Genomic DNA, 16,389 nt, shown 5'->3' on the forward strand with positions numbered 1-16,389 from the left:
GACACTCTAGCCAAATGAGCTAATCCCCCAAAGCGTTAGCAAATAAAGTCAATTAATTATCAAAAAACAAATTTCAAATCGCTTCAGGTAAAAATAGTTGCCAAAACCGTAACTTTACGATCAAATCAATTTTTATGAGTTCAGAAAATCAAAACGGTTCTTTACAAACCACTTTAAATAATGCAATTGCAACAGTACAATTTGGTCATCCGGCCAGTAATTCTTTTCCTCGCGAACTATTAAATCGCTTAACGGCAGAGATTAGTTTATTGAGTAAAAAAGAATCGGTTTCGGTTATTGTTTTGCAAAGCGAAGGTTCGAAAGTATTTTGTTCAGGTGCTTCTTTTGATGAACTTCTTGCAGTAGAAAATGAAGAACAAGGGAAAGAATTCTTCTCAGGATTTGCTCATTTGCTAAACGCAATGCGCTCTTGTTCTAAAATTATTATTGGTCGCGTTCAAGGTAAAGCTGTTGGCGGTGGAGTTGGTATTATTTCGGCTTGTGATTATGTTTTGGCTACGCCGGAAAGCGCTATAAAATTATCTGAATTAGCAATTGGAATTGGTCCGTTTGTAATTGAACCGGCTGTTACCCGAAAAATTGGAAAAACGGCAATGACCGAAATGACGCTTGCTGCACACGAATGGAAATCGGCAAACTGGGCGCTTCAAAACGGACTTTATGCATCGCTTCATAATGCAGAAGAATTGGATATTGAAGTCGAGAAATTCGCCCAAAAACTAAGTTCATACAATCCGGAAGCTTTATTCGAAATGAAAAAAATTATCTGGGAAGGAACAGAACATTGGCAATCGTTACTTCTTGAACGTGCTGCAATTACAGGAAAATTAGTTTTATCCGATTTCAGCAGAAATGCTTTGACACAATTTAAGAAGTAAAGTTTTCAGTTTGCGGCAACTTTGTCAAAGTTTAAAACTTTGACAAAGTTCTAGGTACTTTAAAAAAATTAAAATTTCACTAATATGTATATCATTTCATTATTCCAGAAAGTCGATGTTGCAGAGAAACTTAAGACCGCTCCGGACAGCAGTTATCAAATTGGTGTATTGATTGGATCATTTCTTCCTTTTGTAGTTTTAGTAGGAATTGCTTACTGGATGTATAACCGTGCTAAAAAAAGAGATAAAAACGGTTATTAATTCGTAAATTTGCAACCTAAAATTCAAATCGATGAGTAATATCAGAATTACAAAACAATTTAGTTTCGAAACCGGTCACGCCTTATATGGTTACGACGGAAAATGCAAAAACGTTCACGGCCACAGTTATAAATTGTCGGTTACCGTGATTGGTTCGCCAATTATGGATCGATCAAATGTAAAATTCGGAATGGTAATTGATTTTTCGGATCTAAAGAAAATTGTAAAAGAAGAAATCGTTGATCAGTTTGATCATGCAACGGTTTTTAACGAAACAACTCCGCATATCGAATTGGCAAATGAATTAAAAAATCGTGGCCATCACGTTATCTTAGTTGATTATCAGCCTACAAGCGAAAACATGGTTGTAGATTTTGCTGACAGAATCATTGCGCGTTTACCAAAAGATATTTCTCTTTTTTCACTAAAACTTCAGGAAACAGAATCTTCATTTGCAGAATGGTACGCATCTGATAATATCTAAAATTAAATCCCAATCCTTCGACTTCGCTCAGGATGACAATGAATTTAAAGTCTAATATTCTAAGAAGTCTAACAATCTAATAATCTAATGAAAAAAGTATATTTCGCTTCTGATCAGCATTTTGGAGCTCCAACTCCTGAATTGAGTTTGCCACGCGAACAAAAATTTGTAGCTTGGTTAGATGTTGTAAAACAAGATGCAGAAGCTATTTTTTTATTAGGAGATTTATTTGACTTTTGGTTCGAATACAAAACGGTTGTTCCTAAAGGATTTGTTCGTGTATTAGGAAAACTAGCAGAACTTCGTGATAGCGGAATTCCGATTTACTTTTTTGTGGGAAATCATGATTTATGGATGAATGATTATTTTCAAACCGAATTGAATATTCCTGTTTATCACGATAATAAAGAATTTACTTTTAACGGAAAAACGTTCCTAATTGGTCATGGCGACGGAAAAGGTCCTGGCGATAAAGGTTATAAAAGAATGAAAAAGGTATTTACAAATCCGTTTTCAAAATGGCTTTTCCGTTGGTTACATCCGGATGTTGGCGTGAGTTTAGCACAATATTTATCGGTTAAAAACAAACTGATTTCAGGCGACGAAGATGTAAAATTCTTAGGCGAAGAAAACGAATGGCTAGTTTTGTATGCAAAACGTAAACTCGAAACCAAACATTATAATTATTTCATTTTCGGACACCGCCATTTACCAATGATTATTCCTGTTGGAGAAGAATCTAAATATGTAAATCTGGGTGACTGGATTGGCTATTTTACCTATGGAGTTTTTGACGGAGAAACTTTTGAACTTCAAAAATTCGAACAATAATTACTTTTTATTCGTTGGATAAATTCCAATTTTGTGTGTTCTCAAGATATAATTCGACATTTGTTTCGTGTTCGAAAGCTGGAATTTAATTGCGCCAGATGATTGTTTAGGCATATGACATTCAACGCAATTACTAGCCAATAAACTTCCTGACATCGTTTTTAAAGTCGTTTCATTGTGCTTGAAATCCTGATGACAACTCATGCATATTTTAGAATAAGAAGCCAGATTCTTAGAAGCATTTTCATGCGGATTGTGGCATGTAATACAATCCATTTTTTCACTTTTGACAAAACATTTGCTTTGCGACATCAAACGAAATTGATTTCCGTGTACATCAAATTTTGCTGTATCGGTAATACTCCGAGTTTCTCTGTAAAAGTCAGATAAAACACTTCCGGGTTTAAAATCAAAACGAGATTTTATTTTCATTCCGTCATTTCCGGCGTGACAAAGCGCGCACGCATCGAGTTTTTGTTGTCGGTTTAATGTTTTATAACTTGTTATACTATTTGCAACTTTTACGTTTGGATTTTTAATATGAAATTCAGCATGCGCTTTCGCTGGACCGTGGCAACGCTCGCAATCAATTCCGTAAACGATGGTTTTACGATCAATAATATCTTCAACATCCATAGACATGAAGTTTTTTTCTGTCGATTTCTGTCCAACATTTCGGCTGCTAATATTTGAAGCGTGACAAGAATAACAATCCTTCATCACCATTCGATCAAAATAAGGTTTATCAGCAGGAAATCCAGGACTTGTTGCCCAATTATTTATAGAATTATAATAAGAAACAGGTAATTCATAAGTATTATTCTCACGCCAGTAAACTGAAGTCTGTGCATGTTTAACACCAAAAACGATCTCAAAACGATGCGCTTCGACTTCTTTTCCGTTTTTATACAAAACCTGATAAAGACTATCATTGCGTTGCTCCATCACCAATTTGGTATTCTTATCATAGATAAAAACATGATTTTTTGCATCAAAATCACCCAGAACATTCCCTAAAATTGCAGGAGCAGTTGCTTTAAAATGAGAACTTTGCAAAGCCATGTCATATTGAGTTTTATGACAATCAATGCAACTTTCAGAACCTGCGTAATCAGTACCGCGAGGATCAATATATTCATCAGATTTGTTTGTGCAATTTGACAGAAAAACTGCTAAAACAAGTATAGCAAAAAGAATGCGTGTTTTTTTCATTGCTGTAAATATACTTTTTTTTGTATAAAATCAAAATATATTTCAATAATGAAAAATTGTTGTTAAAATATTTAGAATGTTTCTTAATTCATCCCAACTCCATAAACATATTCATCTAAATCAATTCGGAATAAAGAACCTTCAACCAAATCTTTTATCGATTTTAATTCTGTCATTGAAACTGCCAAATCTATAGAAGAACAAGGTGTTTTCAATAAAAATTTATGGCATGAATATTTTAATTCGCAAGCTTCGCAACAAGCATTTTCAATCATACTATCTTCAATTAAATCACAAAAATGATTCAATTCCTGAACTGTAAAATAAAACCCAGTTTCCTTAAATACTAACTGAACTTTATCTAATATAGTTTCATTTTGCTTTTTCCAGTAAAAAGCTATGCCGAAGTTATTATGATATATTTGCTCTATTTCTCTCATCGTAAATCGTTTTATTCCAACAAATATAAATATTATTTATATTAATTCTAAATAAAAAAATCATAAAAAAGATAAAAATTTAGGCAATTTAGATGCAATAAACTCATTTATACATAACTGAATTAAAATTCTCTTATACCATCTATAGTTTCTATAAAGATTTACTTATACCAATGCTTAATTTTAGATAAAAACTCTTGTTGTTGATCAACGAACAAATAGTGAGAACAATTATTCAAAAAGGCAAAATTATTTTTACCAACCAAATCTTTAATTGAAGTAATTTGTGCCGATGAAAAAATCCCATCGTCTTTACCATAAATTGCATAAATAGAAATTCCTTCAGCCTTTATCTTTTTTAAAGATGATCTTGTGTCGATATTATTTTGCTTTTCGTTTTGGTAAAAAAGTAAAGGAGCATTTTTATTTCGAATATTAGTTTTAAAAAATTCACTTGCTTCGTAATCCGCATATAACTTTTTTGATTCTTTGGTTGGCTTTGGTATTTTAAAATAATTATTATCACTTGCCAGATCAAAACAATGTTTTCTATATCCTGCCGAATTTTTGTCGAGTTTTTCTACGTAAAATATTTTATTAAGGTTTTTAGAATCCGCAATTTTTAAATATTTATTCTTCAAAGAATTTAAAATGTGATCATACGTTTCTTGCTGCGAAAATAAAGCTCCTGCCAAAATAAGCTTACTCACATTCTGAGGATATTTTTCGGTATAAAGCGTTGCAACCAATCCGCCAAAACTATGTGCAAGAAGAGTGGCTTTCTTTAAATCATACTTTTTATAAATGGCATTTAAATCCTGAAAAGCTTCTGCATAAGTAAATTTTGCATCAGGATCTGAAGATCTTCCCTCACCTCTTCGATCGTAAACAATTACATAAAACCCAAGATTAGCCAGTTTTTGAGCCGTTGTGCCTTCAAATAAAGTCGAATTACCACTTGGTCCTCCGTGAATAAAAATGATGCATTTATCTTTTTTATTTCCGTATGTTTTGATGTAGAGAGTTTGTCCGTTTGCAAAAAAGGATATTGCTAAAACGAAAACAAGAAGAAATGATTTCATCTATTTGAAAAGTTAGTGTTTTAAAACGGCATAAATAGTAGTATCCTTTGTGATGTAACCATCTTTTACTTCATCATAATCTTTTAAAACAAGATGCATTTGCAAAATATTATCCTGAATTTTAACGCCTTCTTTTTTAAAATAAAGATCGCTTTCAAATTGAAATTCACCAATCTTTCTTTCGAACAAAAAATACTTTTTTTCGATGACTTCATATTTACAGCACATTCCTAAAAGACCTTGAAATTTTGTGTTGATTTGAATTTGATCATTCTCAAATCTGGTATCATTTGGAACAAAGAAAAAAAGAAAAGCAGATCCTAAAATAGCACCAAAAATCCCATCAATTAACCAACTTATAAAAATCAAAAAAGGTGAAAAGATATAAATAGAAAAATATAAAGCTCTTTTTTTAAAAGGCTTCACATAATAAAAGAACAAAATACAGGCTGAAACATAAAATAGAATTTTAAGAATTAGGCGTAAATTAGCAATTAAGCCAATTTCGAAAACAGCATTAATTATAAAATTGATTAAAAGTATAATAAATGTTACCGCATGAATCCTTAAAAATATCTTTTTGAATTTGTTCATTTATTCCATATTCTGATGATCATCCATATCTTTCTTAAGATCTAATTTTCTAAATGTTGGTGATTTTAATGCCGTTACAATGACAGTTAAAAGAGTAATACTTCCTCCAAAAACAACAGAAGTTACAGTTCCCATTAATTTAGCAGTTGCACCACTTTCAAAAGCACCTAATTCATTAGAAGATCCCACAAAAATTGAATTTACAGCGCCAACTCTTCCACGCATATGATCTGGAGTTTTAAGTTGTAAAATCGTTTGACGAATTACTACAGAAATTCCGTCAGCAAGACCGCTCAAAAATAAGGCAAAAACCGAAAGCCAGAATGAAGTAGAAAGTCCAAATAAGATGATCGATAATCCGAAAACAAATATGGCAATTAAAAGTTTTTTTCCTGCATTTTTATATAAAGGCACATAAGCAGAAACGAGCATCGTAATGAAAGCTCCTACTGCAGGCGCAGCTCTTAATATACCAAAACCTTCGGCTCCGACTTTTAAAATATCCTGTGCAAAAACTGGCAATAATGCTACAGCTCCACCAAAAAGTACTGCAATCATATCAAGCGATAAAGCGCCTAAAACAATTTGGTTTTTAAAGACAAAATTCAAACCTTCTGCAAGACTATCTTTTATCGATTCTCCAATCTTTGGATTTGTAATTGGTTTTTTACTAATTTGTGATAAGGCAATTAAGGAAAGAATTGAGAATCCAAAAACCAGACACATTGACCAGTGAACGCCAATCCAGTTAATTGAGAATCCTGCTAAAGCCGGTCCCATAACGGCTCCGATTTGCCAAACCGAACTACTCCAAGTAGCAGCATTTGGATATGCTTTTTTAGGAATAATCAACGATAGAAGAGAGAAAATAGTTGGCCCAAGAAAAGCTCTGACTAATCCGCCTAAAAAAACTAATGTATAAATTGAATATAAAACTATAGTTGGAGATAAATCGCCGACAACTTTTGGCCAGGTCAATAAAAACAATCCAAAGCTAATTACAGAAAATCCCAGAATACATTTTACTAATAATCCCTTCTTTTCCTTTTGATCGACAATATGTCCGGCAAATAAAGCCATACCAACGGCGGGAATAACTTCCATTAAACCAATAATTCCAAGTGAAAGTGGGTTTTTAGTCAAACTGTAAACTTCCCATTCGATCACGATAAATTGCATCGCCCAGGCAAAAACCATAGCAAAACGCAATAATAAAAAAACATTAAATTCTCTGTAGCGCAATGCCTGATAAGGATCTCGCTTTTCTGTTTTATTCGTCATTTGTTCTAATATCTTTTAGCATAAGTTGAGTCGAAACGGTTCCGTTCCACTCGTTTTCAGCCAATGAATACGCTAGCTGAAAAGTATTTTGATTTTTTGTAATGTCTAATTTTTTTCCAAGTCCAAAACCTATTGCAGCAATTCCATCTGAATTATATTGCTTCACAAAAAGTCTCAAATGCTCTTCCTCTGCGCCTAAAGTTTTGGCATAACCTGTATCTTTCACCTCTTTGGTCATAAAAACAGGCGTCATATTCAGAGGTCCAAAAGGTTCAAATTGTTTTAAAATTCGAATTAACTTTGGAGTAATATCTGTAAAGTTAATTTCGGCATCTACTTCTATTTCCGGCGTTCGCATTTCGGGCAAAATAGTTTCCTGTACTTGTTTTTCAAATGCATCTTTGAAGGTTTTATAATTCTCCGCTTTCAAAGTCATTCCTGCCGCATACATATGTCCTCCAAATTGCTCTAAATGCTCAGAACAAGCATCAAGAGCATTGTAAACATCAAATCCTTTGACAGATCTGGCAGAAGCGGCATATTTATCACCACTTTTAGTAAAAACTAAAGTCGGACGATAATAAGTCTCAATAAGTCGTGAAGCTACAATTCCGATAACGCCTTTGTGCCAGTCTTCCTGAAAAACAACTGTCGAAAATCGATCTTGTTCGTTATTAGTCAGGATTTGCTGAAAAGCTTCTTTGGTAATTTGTTTGTCCAAATCTTTTCGATCTGAATTGTATTGTTCTATTTCTGAAGCAAATTGTTGCGCTTGTTCAAAATTGAATTCTGTTAATAATTCAACTGCATGATTACCGTGTTTAATTCTTCCGGCAGCATTTATTCGAGGAGAAATAATAAAAACAACATCGGTAATATCAAGGGTTTTCTTTTTTACCTGATGTACCAAAGCTTTAATTCCCGGTCTTGGATCTGAATTAATAACTTGCAATCCGTAATAAGCCAAAACTCTGTTTTCGCCTGTTATCGGTACAATATCCGCAGCAATTGCTGTTGCAACTAAATCCAGATACGGAATTAAATCTTCGATCGTTTCGTTTCTATTTGTTCCTAAAGCCTGAATTAATTTAAAACCAACGCCACAACCACATAATTCATCATAAGGATATGAGCAATCTTCTCTTTTTGGATCTAAAATCGCAACCGCATCGGGAAGAAATTCTCCTGGTCTGTGGTGATCACAAATAATAAAGTCGATGTTTTTTTCTTTCGCATAAGCGATATGATCAATGGATTTAATACCACAATCGAGCGCGATAATTAAAGAAAATCCGTTATCATCGGCAAAGTCAATCCCTTTAAAAGAAATCCCATAACCTTCCAGATAACGATCCGGAATATAAGTGGCAATATTAGGATAATGCGATTTTAGATACGCCGAAACCAAAGAAACTGCCGTTGTTCCATCTACATCGTAATCGCCAAAAACCAAAATGTTTTCCTGATTTTTAATCGCCAATTCAATTCGGGAAACGGCTTTATCCATGTCTTTCATCAGGAACGGATCATGAAGATGTTCTAGTGAAGGACGAAAGAAATTCTTGGCATCTTCAAAAGTTTCAATGCCACGCTGAATCAAAAGTGTTGCTACAAAATCTTCTACATTCAAGGCTTGCGCCAAATGTTTGATTTTATCTTGAGAAGGTCTTGTTTTTAATGTCCAACGCATTTTTTTATTGTAGATTTTTGATCTTAGATTTTAGACTGAAAAAATCTGAAATCGTTTAATCTATAGTAGAAATATTCTGTTTTTATCTTTGTCAAAGTTTAAAACTTTGACAAAGATTTTTTGTATTTTAAAATAAGCAGACTTCAGGAAACCTAAAATCTACACTCTAAAATCTAAAATTATTTTGCTTCTAAAGCGTTTCCTTCAAACTTAACTCCGTCCCAACCTAAGTTGATGAAGTTTCTAATGTTTTGGTGATTTGTTCCGTTTGGATCGCCTAAAACTTCTTCAAAATAAAAAGCTCCAAAACAAGCTAAAGTTTCTTCTTTGCTTAAGTTTTGCAATTTCGCGAAAGAAAATAATTTGCAAGAACCTGAGTTTTCTCCGGCAGCATTATGTTGTGTTCCGTTTTGAAAAGCTGTTGGCGTGAAGTTGTAATTTTCTTCGATTACAGCAATAGTTTCAGGAAATGTTATTTCGGTTGGAGTTTGTTTTAGTTTTTCTAAAAAGGCTTGTATGCTCATGATTTTTATTTTTTTTGCCACGAATTTCACTAATTGAACACGAATTTTAATTTAAGTTCGAGCTCTAATTCGGGAAATTAGTGAAATTCGTGGCGAAAATTATTATTCTTCTATTTCTTCTTCATCCTTCGAAAACTTACTTTTCTTAGGTTCTTTTGTTATTGTTTTTCCGGCAACGACTACTACAATTTCGCCTCGTGGCGCTGTTTTTTCAAAATGGGCTAAAACTTCTCTTGCTGTTCCACGTACGTTTTCTTCGTGTAGTTTTGATAATTCGCGTGAAACACAAACTTGTCTGTCTTCGCCAAAATACTGAATAAACTCAGCTAAAGTTTTAACGAGTTTATGTGGCGAAACGTATAAAATCATTGTTCGGGTTTCTTCGGCTAAAGCCAAAAATCGAGTTTGACGTCCTTTTTTATCAGGCAGGAAACCTTCGAAAATAAATTTGTCGTTTGGTAATCCGCTGTTTACTAAAGCAGGAACAAAAGCTGTTGCACCAGGCAAACATTCGACTTCAATTTTATTTTCGACACAAGCGCGCGTCAATAAAAATCCAGGATCTGAAATCGCCGGAGTTCCCGCATCCGAAATCAAGGCAATAGTTTCACCAGCTTTCAAACGCGCAATTAAATTTTCGGTTGTTTTGTGTTCGTTGTGCATATGATGGCTGTGCATGTGTGTGCCAATTTCAAAATGCTTCAACAATTTTCCACTCGTTCTGGTATCTTCCGCCAAGATCAAATCGACTTCTTTCAAAATCCGAATGGCACGAAAAGTCATGTCTTCAAGATTGCCAATTGGCGTTGGAACGATATATAATTTAGACATAATAAGTTTAATATTTAAACACAGATTGCACGAATTAACACGAATGTTTAAAGTGCTAAAATTTCACAAAAATGAATTAGTGTTAATCTGTGAAATTCGTGTTTATGAGAATTTTTTCTCTACAATTCCTAAGAAGCGTTCTGCGTAATCGTCTTTTCCAACCCAATTATTATAATCCGGTTTCACCATATTTTCTATAAAATCTAATGCTTCAGTATAAGAATCAAAAGTCAGTAATTGGTTTAAAACGCGGCTGTAATCTTCAGAACTATTTCCGAAAAGATTCTTGGTAAAAGCAATTCGGTCATTTAAATCAATATGAAAACCTTTTGCCAGTTTTTCATTCAAAGTAACCACTTTTGGTTCCGCCGGAGTTTCTAAAACTACGGTTTCTACAATTTTCTTCTCTTTAAATTCGCTGATTACCGGAGTTGGCGAAACGGCTTCAAAACTGTCTACTTTTACAAATTCAGCATCAGCATAATTGATTCCGAAATCTTCAAATAAGATAGAAACAGGTTCTGGTTTTGTCGTAACTTCTACCTTTTCCTCTACTTTGTCTTCTATTTTATCCTCTATTTTCGCTTCTTCTCTATCTAATTCAAAAGCTGGAATAAAATTCGGAATTGGTTTTAGATCGCTAATTGTTGTAAAAGAAATTTCTTCAAATGAAGCTTTCTCTTCTTTCACAGGTTCAGCTTCTTTAATTGCTTCAAGTTCCTCTATTTTTTCAATAACAGGTTCTTCTATAACTTCCTCTTCAACTTCTTCAATTGGTTCCGGAGCTGTTTCTATTGAAGTTTCAGCAATTATTTCTTCAACAATTACAGGTTCAGCGATTTTTTCTTCTGCAATTTCTTCTGCCACAATTGGAGTTTCAATTACAGCTTCTACCGTAGCGACATCTTCTTTTTCGAAGATTGCTTCAACTTCAGCACTAATTTCACTATGCGTGATTGTTGGTTTTACAGTATCAAAGTTTTCGTCTACAAACTTCAACACCGCTAATTTTTCATATAATTTCTGTGTTTCAAGATACAATTGATTGATATCGGATTTATTTTTAAGCTTTAAAATTCGATGTGCAATGCTGATTAAATCGGCTTCCAATTTTTTTTTCATAACTGTTGAAATTATAGTGAATAGGGTATTTTAGTATATTTTGTATTCGAATGTTTTTATTCTGGGATGAAATTCGCAGAACTATTTTTTATTTCTGTTAATAAGCGTTTGCGAATCTCCGATTTGATAAAAATTTTCTACTTTTGAAAAAACGTAAAACATCAAAATTTTGCGTCAATTTATTACCAGTACAAAGTAATAAAAACTATTCATTTTTAAAGGTAGAAAAATACAAAATGTTTCTCGAAAATACAGTAAATCACAAAGAACAATTTGGTTGGATTGAAGTTATTTGTGGATCAATGTTTTCGGGTAAAACCGAGGAGTTAATCCGCAGATTAAAACGCGCCCAATTTGCCAAACAAAGAGTCGAAATCTTTAAACCTGCCATTGATACCCGCTATCATGACGAAATGGTGGTATCGCATGATTCCAACGAAATTCGTTCAACTCCGGTTCCCGCCGCGGCAAATATTTCTATTTTAGCACAAGGTTGCGACGTTGTTGGTATTGACGAAGCTCAGTTTTTTGATGACGAAATTGTTACGGTTTGTAATGATCTTGCTAATCAGGGAATTCGTGTGATAGTTGCAGGGCTTGATATGGATTTTAAAGGAAATCCTTTTGGACCAATGCCAGCGCTTATGGCAACAGCCGAGTATGTGACTAAAGTTCACGCCGTTTGCACCAGAACAGGAAATCTTGCCAATTACAGTTTCCGTAAAACCGATAATGATAAATTAGTAATGCTTGGCGAAACCGAAGAATATGAGCCATTAAGTCGCGCTGCATATTATAATGCCATGAAAAAGATTCAGGATAAATAAAAGTTGCTTTTCCTTCACAACAAAACAAACTACAAATGCAGAAACCTACAACAAAAAAGAATTTAATTATTTTAGTAATAAGTGCAATTGTAGCATTATCATTGGTTTTTGTCTTTTATTATTCTTTTAAAGAACCTGTTACTGACAAAGAAATGGTCGAATTAGTAGCGAAGTACAACAAGAATTGTCCTTTAGTTATTCAGGAAGGAATACGTCTCGACAATGTTACTTTGCCAAAAGATAAAATCGTTCAATACAATTTGACTTTACTCAATGTTGAAAAAGAAACTGCAGAAATCGAAACGATAAAGAAAAATATCGAAGAAAGTCTTCTTAGCACCGTTAAAGCAAATCCAGGACTTCAAACATTTCGAGATAATAATTTCACCTTGATTTATAATTATGATGATAAAAAGGAAAATTATTTGTTTGAGATCACGATAACGCCTGAACAATATAAATAATTTAGAAGTTCCATTATAACAACAAACCCAACAGATTTAAAAAATCTGTTGGGTTTGTTTTTTAAAAAAGATTGGTCATTCCGTAGGAATGTTTCATCGGTAGACATTTAAATTGGTGGATAAAAATACGTTCCGTTAGGAACGTTTGATCGGTAGTAGTTTGAATAATCGAATGGATATTTTGTGGTTAATTCCATGAAAAAACAAGTGTCCCTACAGGACACGATTCGGGAATCGTAATATTTTTTTTTCTACCGATCAAATATTCCTACGGAATAATAAATGATACAACAATTCTATTATTGCTATCTTAAAAAAACTACATCTAAACTGGACTAAAGTCCAGCTCTACAATATAAATCGTTCCTTCGGAACTTTAAAGAACCTTTGGCTCGAACTATTTTTTGGGGCAAAACTTTAATCCGTTTAATATGCGATTTCATGCAAAAAAATCAATTCGATACGTTTCGAATTCATTTAGTTTAATATAGAAAAATGTATAAAAAAAACCGACAGGTTTTTGAAACCTGTCGGGGTTGTTCTTTTAAATGAACTTATATTTCTTATATGGCTTAAAAAAGAAACCTAAATTTTCTTTCTCATTCTTGCTACCGGAATATCAAGTTGTTCACGATATTTTGCAATTGTTCTTCTAGCAATTGGATATCCTTTTTCTTTTAAGATTTCTGCCAATTGATCATCAGGTAAAGGCTTCTTTTTATCTTCTTCTTCGATTGTATTCTGAAGAATTTTTTTGATTTCTAAAGTCGAAACATCTTCACCCTGATCATTTTTCATGGCTTCAGAGAAAAACTCTTTAATTAATTTTGTTCCGTATGGTGTTTCAACATATTTACTATTGGCAACACGCGAAATCGTCGAAATATCCAAACCAACCATATCCGCAATGTCTTTTAAGATCATTGGTTTTAGTTTCGTTTCATCGCCGTCTAAAAAGTATTCTTCCTGATAATGCATAATTGCATTCATGGTTACAAAAAGAGTTTCCTGACGTTGTCTTATCGCGTCGATAAACCATTTTGCCGAATCCAGTTTCTGTTTGATAAACTGAACCGCATCTTTTTGTGCCGACGATTTATCACGTGAATCTTTATACGTCTGCATCATTTCCTGATAATCTTTAGAAACGTGCAAAGACGGAGCATTTCTTCCGTTTAAGGTCAATTCTAATTCTCCATCAACAATTCTGATGGCGAAATCAGGAACTACATTTTCTGTTACTTTGTTGTTTCCTGTATAAGATCCGCCCGGTTTTGGATTTAGTCTTTCGATTTCGTGAATCGCTTTTTTAAGCTGTTCATTCGAAACCCCGTATTTTTGAAGCAGTTTATCGTAATGTTTTTTGGTAAAAGCATCAAACTGATTTTCGATAATATCGATTGCTAAATCAACATATTCTGTTGGCGTTTTGTGTTTCAATTGCAACAATAAACATTCCTGTAAATCACGCGCTCCAACTCCCGAAGGTTCTAGTTCATGAATCACCTGAAGCATTTTTTCGACCATTTTCTCATCCGTATAAATACCTTGAGTGAAAGCCATATCATCTACAATATCCGGAACGCTTCTGCGGATATAACCCATATCATCAATACTTCCAACAAGGAATTCAGCGATTTCGCGCTCTTCATCATTCAAAATAAAAGTATTCAACTGATTGATTAAATCCTGATGAAAACTTATCGGAGAAGCAAAAGGCGTTTCTCTTTCTTCATCTTCACTATAATTATTCACCTGAGTTTTATAATCCGGAGTATCATCGTCGCTTAAATATTCGTCGATATTAATGTCGTCTGCTTCGATTCTGTCAGATTCTGCATCATCATAATCGTCATAGTCTTCATTTGCGAATTCATCAGCTTCGTATTCTTCTTCTTTTCCAGCTTCTAATGCCGGATTTTCGTTCATTTCTTCTAATAAACGTTGCTCAAAAGCTTGCGTAGGCAATTGAATTAACTTCATCAGCTGAATTTGCTGTGGAGATAATTTTTGGGATAATTTTAAATTTAAAAATTGCTTTAGCATATAAAAAGGTGCTAAGATGCTAAGTTCCTAAGGCTCTGAGCATCTTATATTGACGAATTAATTCGATTTAAATTATTTATATTTTAAAAACTTAGAACCTTAGTACCTCAGTTCCTTAGAATCTCAGATTAAAACTCAGCACTTCCAGGAGTTCTTGGGAAAGGAATTACGTCTCTAATATTTGTCATTCCAGTTACAAACAATACCAAACGCTCAAATCCTAAACCGAAACCTGCGTGAGTTGCTGATCCAAATCTTCTGGTATCTAAATACCATGATAATTCTTCTTCGTCTATTTCTAAGGCTTTCATTTTTTCGATCAAAACGTCATAACGCTCTTCTCTTTCAGAACCACCAACGATTTCTCCAATTCCAGGGAAAAGGATATCCATTGCACGAACAGTTTCTTTTCCAGGTTCTGTATTATCGTTCAAACGCATGTAAAACGCTTTGATATTTGCTGGGTAATCATATAAAATTACCGGACATTTAAAGTGTTTTTCCACTAAATAACGCTCGTGTTCTGATTGTAAATCAGCTCCCCATTCGTTAATCAAATAGCTGAATTTTTTCTTTTTATTTGGAGTCGAATCTCTCAAAATATCAATTGCTTCAGTATAAGAAACACGTTTGAAGTTGTTCTCCAATACGAAGTTTAGTTTCTCTAACAAAGCCATTTCGCTTCTGTCAGCCTGAGGTTTTGATTTTTCTTCTTCAAGAAGTCTTCCTTCTAAAAACGCCAAATCATCTTTACAATTGTCTAAAGCATATTTAATTACGTACTGAATAAAATCTTCAGCCAAATCCATGTTATCATCAAGATCGTTGAAAGCAACTTCCGGCTCGATCATCCAAAATTCTGCAAGGTGACGAGAAGTATTAGAATTTTCTGCTCTAAAAGTTGGTCCAAAAGTATAAATCTGACCCAAAGCCATTGCAAAAGTTTCCCCTTCTAATTGTCCCGAAACCGTTAAGTTCGTATGTTTTCCGAAGAAATCTTTTTTGAAATCAATTTCTCCCTCTTCCGTTTTTGGCAAGTTATCCAAAGGAAGTGAAGTTACCTGAAACATTTCTCCGGCACCTTCAGCATCAGCTCCAGTAATAATTGGAGTGTTTACATACACGAAACCTTTTTCCTGAAAATATTTATGAACCGCAAATGACAATACCGAACGTACACGCATAATTGCTCCAAAAGCATTAGTACGAACACGTAAATGTGCATTCTCACGTAAAAATTCTAAAGAGTGTTTTTTAGGCTGCATTGGGAATTTCTCCGCATCAGAATCTCCAAGGATTTCAAGTTTGTTCACCTGAATTTCATATTTCTGACCTGCACCTTTACTTTCAACCAAAGTTCCAATTACAGAAACTGCAGCTCCGGTCGTGATTCTTTTTAAAGTTTCTTCCGGTGTATTTTCAAAATCAACAACACATTGTATATTATTAATGGTAGAACCGTCATTAAGAGCGATGAACTGATTATTTCTAAAAGTTCTCACCCACCCTTTTGCATTAACCTCCTGAAGCGTCGTCGTACTGTTTAATAAGTCTTTAACTTTTGTGTGTTTCATTTTATATATAATATTGAAATTAAATTATTTGTTGTGTAATAACTGCAAATATAAACGATAATAATTAAAATTAGAAGCTGTTTCCTGCTATCCGCTATATCTTTTTCTTACTAAAGAAGTAAGAAAAAGGATACCGCTGCTATCAGGGCTAGGGTTTTCGTTTTTAATAAGAAGCAATTGTTTCTTATTTTTTGTCCTTGCGAGGAACGAAGCAATCACACTAACAA

17 protein-coding genes are annotated in these 16,389 nt (G+C 33.7%); 6 read left to right on the plus strand and 11 right to left on the minus strand.

All coding sequences use genetic code 11. The features are described 5' to 3' along the window. Positions 1-134: 134 nt before the first annotated feature. From WN975_RS17220 to WN975_RS17235, 4 genes are all read left to right on the plus strand, one after another. The gene (locus tag WN975_RS17220) at positions 135-899 is read left to right on the plus strand and encodes an enoyl-CoA hydratase/isomerase family protein (protein ID WP_337967577.1); all 765 of its coding nucleotides are present in this window, start codon (positions 135-137) and stop codon (positions 897-899) included. Positions 900-983: 84 nt separating this feature from the next. Further along, positions 984-1,160: a hypothetical protein gene (locus WN975_RS17225; protein WP_165877235.1), complete on the plus strand. Its 177-nt coding sequence runs from the start codon at positions 984-986 to the stop codon at positions 1,158-1,160. Between the two features lie 31 nt (positions 1,161-1,191). Continuing rightward, positions 1,192-1,644 carry a 6-carboxytetrahydropterin synthase gene (locus WN975_RS17230; protein WP_337967578.1) on the plus strand — a complete coding sequence of 151 codons (453 nt, stop codon included), beginning with the start codon at positions 1,192-1,194 and terminating at the stop codon, positions 1,642-1,644. 87 nt (positions 1,645-1,731) lie between these two features. Then, positions 1,732-2,475: a UDP-2,3-diacylglucosamine diphosphatase gene (locus tag WN975_RS17235; RefSeq protein WP_337967579.1), complete on the plus strand. Its 744-nt coding sequence runs from the start codon at positions 1,732-1,734 to the stop codon at positions 2,473-2,475. Here the strand turns inward: WN975_RS17235 and WN975_RS17240 are convergent, their stop codons facing one another. The 9 genes from WN975_RS17240 to WN975_RS17280 form a co-directional block, all read right to left on the minus strand. Next, a complete protein-coding gene (locus tag WN975_RS17240) occupies positions 2,476-3,687 on the minus strand; it encodes a cytochrome c3 family protein (RefSeq protein ID WP_337967580.1) in 1,212 nt (403 codons plus the stop codon). An 83-nt stretch (positions 3,688-3,770) separates the two neighbouring features. Next, entirely contained in the window at positions 3,771-4,127 is a 357-nt protein-coding gene (locus tag WN975_RS17245) for a hypothetical protein (RefSeq protein ID WP_099709738.1), read from the minus strand. Between the two features lie 161 nt (positions 4,128-4,288). Then, the gene (locus WN975_RS17250) at positions 4,289-5,209 is read right to left on the minus strand and encodes an alpha/beta hydrolase (protein ID WP_337967581.1); all 921 of its coding nucleotides are present in this window, start codon (positions 5,207-5,209) and stop codon (positions 4,289-4,291) included. Between the two features lie 12 nt (positions 5,210-5,221). Further along, positions 5,222-5,803: a hypothetical protein gene (locus tag WN975_RS17255; protein ID WP_337967582.1), complete on the minus strand. Its 582-nt coding sequence runs from the start codon at positions 5,801-5,803 to the stop codon at positions 5,222-5,224. Further along, positions 5,804-7,084 carry an MFS transporter gene (locus WN975_RS17260; protein WP_099709741.1) on the minus strand — a complete coding sequence of 427 codons (1,281 nt, stop codon included), beginning with the start codon at positions 7,082-7,084 and terminating at the stop codon, positions 5,804-5,806. Further along, positions 7,074-8,774: a single-stranded-DNA-specific exonuclease RecJ gene (recJ, locus tag WN975_RS17265; RefSeq protein WP_337967583.1), complete on the minus strand. Its 1,701-nt coding sequence runs from the start codon at positions 8,772-8,774 to the stop codon at positions 7,074-7,076. Before recJ ends, WN975_RS17260 begins: the two co-directional genes overlap by 11 nt. Before the next feature lie 179 nt (positions 8,775-8,953). Beyond that, positions 8,954-9,298 carry a HopJ type III effector protein gene (locus tag WN975_RS17270; protein WP_337967584.1) on the minus strand — a complete coding sequence of 115 codons (345 nt, stop codon included), beginning with the start codon at positions 9,296-9,298 and terminating at the stop codon, positions 8,954-8,956. 102 nt (positions 9,299-9,400) lie between these two features. Continuing rightward, the gene (rsmI, locus tag WN975_RS17275) at positions 9,401-10,129 is read right to left on the minus strand and encodes a 16S rRNA (cytidine(1402)-2'-O)-methyltransferase (RefSeq protein ID WP_337967585.1); all 729 of its coding nucleotides are present in this window, start codon (positions 10,127-10,129) and stop codon (positions 9,401-9,403) included. Positions 10,130-10,231: 102 nt separating this feature from the next. After that, positions 10,232-11,251 carry a hypothetical protein gene (locus WN975_RS17280; protein ID WP_337967586.1) on the minus strand — a complete coding sequence of 340 codons (1,020 nt, stop codon included), beginning with the start codon at positions 11,249-11,251 and terminating at the stop codon, positions 10,232-10,234. A 236-nt stretch (positions 11,252-11,487) separates the two neighbouring features. Here WN975_RS17280 and WN975_RS17285 point away from each other — a divergent pair, with 236 nt between their 5' ends. Next, positions 11,488-12,078, plus strand: coding sequence for a thymidine kinase (locus WN975_RS17285; protein ID WP_121328652.1), 591 nt, complete (start codon positions 11,488-11,490; stop codon positions 12,076-12,078). A gap of 35 nt (positions 12,079-12,113) precedes the next feature. Further along, positions 12,114-12,542 (plus strand): hypothetical protein, encoded by a 429-nt coding sequence (locus tag WN975_RS17290; protein ID WP_337967587.1) that lies wholly within the window; start codon positions 12,114-12,116, stop codon positions 12,540-12,542. A gap of 585 nt (positions 12,543-13,127) precedes the next feature. Here WN975_RS17290 and rpoN read toward each other — a convergent pair. Continuing rightward, complete coding sequence (gene rpoN / locus WN975_RS17295) at positions 13,128-14,588, minus strand: RNA polymerase factor sigma-54 (RefSeq protein WP_089353249.1); 1,461 nt, start codon at positions 14,586-14,588, stop codon at positions 13,128-13,130. A gap of 128 nt (positions 14,589-14,716) precedes the next feature. Next, positions 14,717-16,162, minus strand: a complete 1,446-nt coding sequence (asnS, locus tag WN975_RS17300) for an asparagine--tRNA ligase (RefSeq protein ID WP_099709748.1) — start codon at positions 16,160-16,162, stop codon at positions 14,717-14,719. Between the last annotated feature and the right edge of the window lie 227 nt (positions 16,163-16,389).

The sequence above is a fragment of the uncultured Flavobacterium sp. genome, assembly GCF_951805225.1.
Classification (GTDB): Bacteria; Bacteroidota; Bacteroidia; order Flavobacteriales; family Flavobacteriaceae; genus Flavobacterium.

What these genes read in the sequence shown, in the direction of transcription:
- rsmI (WP_337967585.1), bottom strand. Translation starts at nt 10,129, where the DNA reads ATGTCTAAATTATATATCGTTCCAACGCCAATTGGCAATCTTGAAGAC.
- WN975_RS17270 (WP_337967584.1), bottom strand. Translation starts at nt 9,298, where the DNA reads ATGAGCATACAAGCCTTTTTAGAAAAACTAAAACAAACTCCAACCGAA.
- WN975_RS17240 (WP_337967580.1), bottom strand. Translation starts at nt 3,687, where the DNA reads ATGAAAAAAACACGCATTCTTTTTGCTATACTTGTTTTAGCAGTTTTT.
- WN975_RS17290 (WP_337967587.1), top strand. Translation starts at nt 12,114, where the DNA reads ATGCAGAAACCTACAACAAAAAAGAATTTAATTATTTTAGTAATAAGT.
- WN975_RS17235 (WP_337967579.1), top strand. Translation starts at nt 1,732, where the DNA reads ATGAAAAAAGTATATTTCGCTTCTGATCAGCATTTTGGAGCTCCAACT.
- asnS (WP_099709748.1), bottom strand. Translation starts at nt 16,162, where the DNA reads ATGAAACACACAAAAGTTAAAGACTTATTAAACAGTACGACGACGCTT.
- WN975_RS17250 (WP_337967581.1), bottom strand. Translation starts at nt 5,209, where the DNA reads ATGAAATCATTTCTTCTTGTTTTCGTTTTAGCAATATCCTTTTTTGCA.
- WN975_RS17245 (WP_099709738.1), bottom strand. Translation starts at nt 4,127, where the DNA reads ATGAGAGAAATAGAGCAAATATATCATAATAACTTCGGCATAGCTTTT.
- rpoN (WP_089353249.1), bottom strand. Translation starts at nt 14,588, where the DNA reads ATGCTAAAGCAATTTTTAAATTTAAAATTATCCCAAAAATTATCTCCA.
- WN975_RS17220 (WP_337967577.1), top strand. Translation starts at nt 135, where the DNA reads ATGAGTTCAGAAAATCAAAACGGTTCTTTACAAACCACTTTAAATAAT.
- WN975_RS17230 (WP_337967578.1), top strand. Translation starts at nt 1,192, where the DNA reads ATGAGTAATATCAGAATTACAAAACAATTTAGTTTCGAAACCGGTCAC.
- recJ (WP_337967583.1), bottom strand. Translation starts at nt 8,774, where the DNA reads ATGCGTTGGACATTAAAAACAAGACCTTCTCAAGATAAAATCAAACAT.
- WN975_RS17260 (WP_099709741.1), bottom strand. Translation starts at nt 7,084, where the DNA reads ATGACGAATAAAACAGAAAAGCGAGATCCTTATCAGGCATTGCGCTAC.
- WN975_RS17285 (WP_121328652.1), top strand. Translation starts at nt 11,488, where the DNA reads ATGTTTCTCGAAAATACAGTAAATCACAAAGAACAATTTGGTTGGATT.
- WN975_RS17280 (WP_337967586.1), bottom strand. Translation starts at nt 11,251, where the DNA reads ATGAAAAAAAAATTGGAAGCCGATTTAATCAGCATTGCACATCGAATT.
- WN975_RS17225 (WP_165877235.1), top strand. Translation starts at nt 984, where the DNA reads ATGTATATCATTTCATTATTCCAGAAAGTCGATGTTGCAGAGAAACTT.
- WN975_RS17255 (WP_337967582.1), bottom strand. Translation starts at nt 5,803, where the DNA reads ATGAACAAATTCAAAAAGATATTTTTAAGGATTCATGCGGTAACATTT.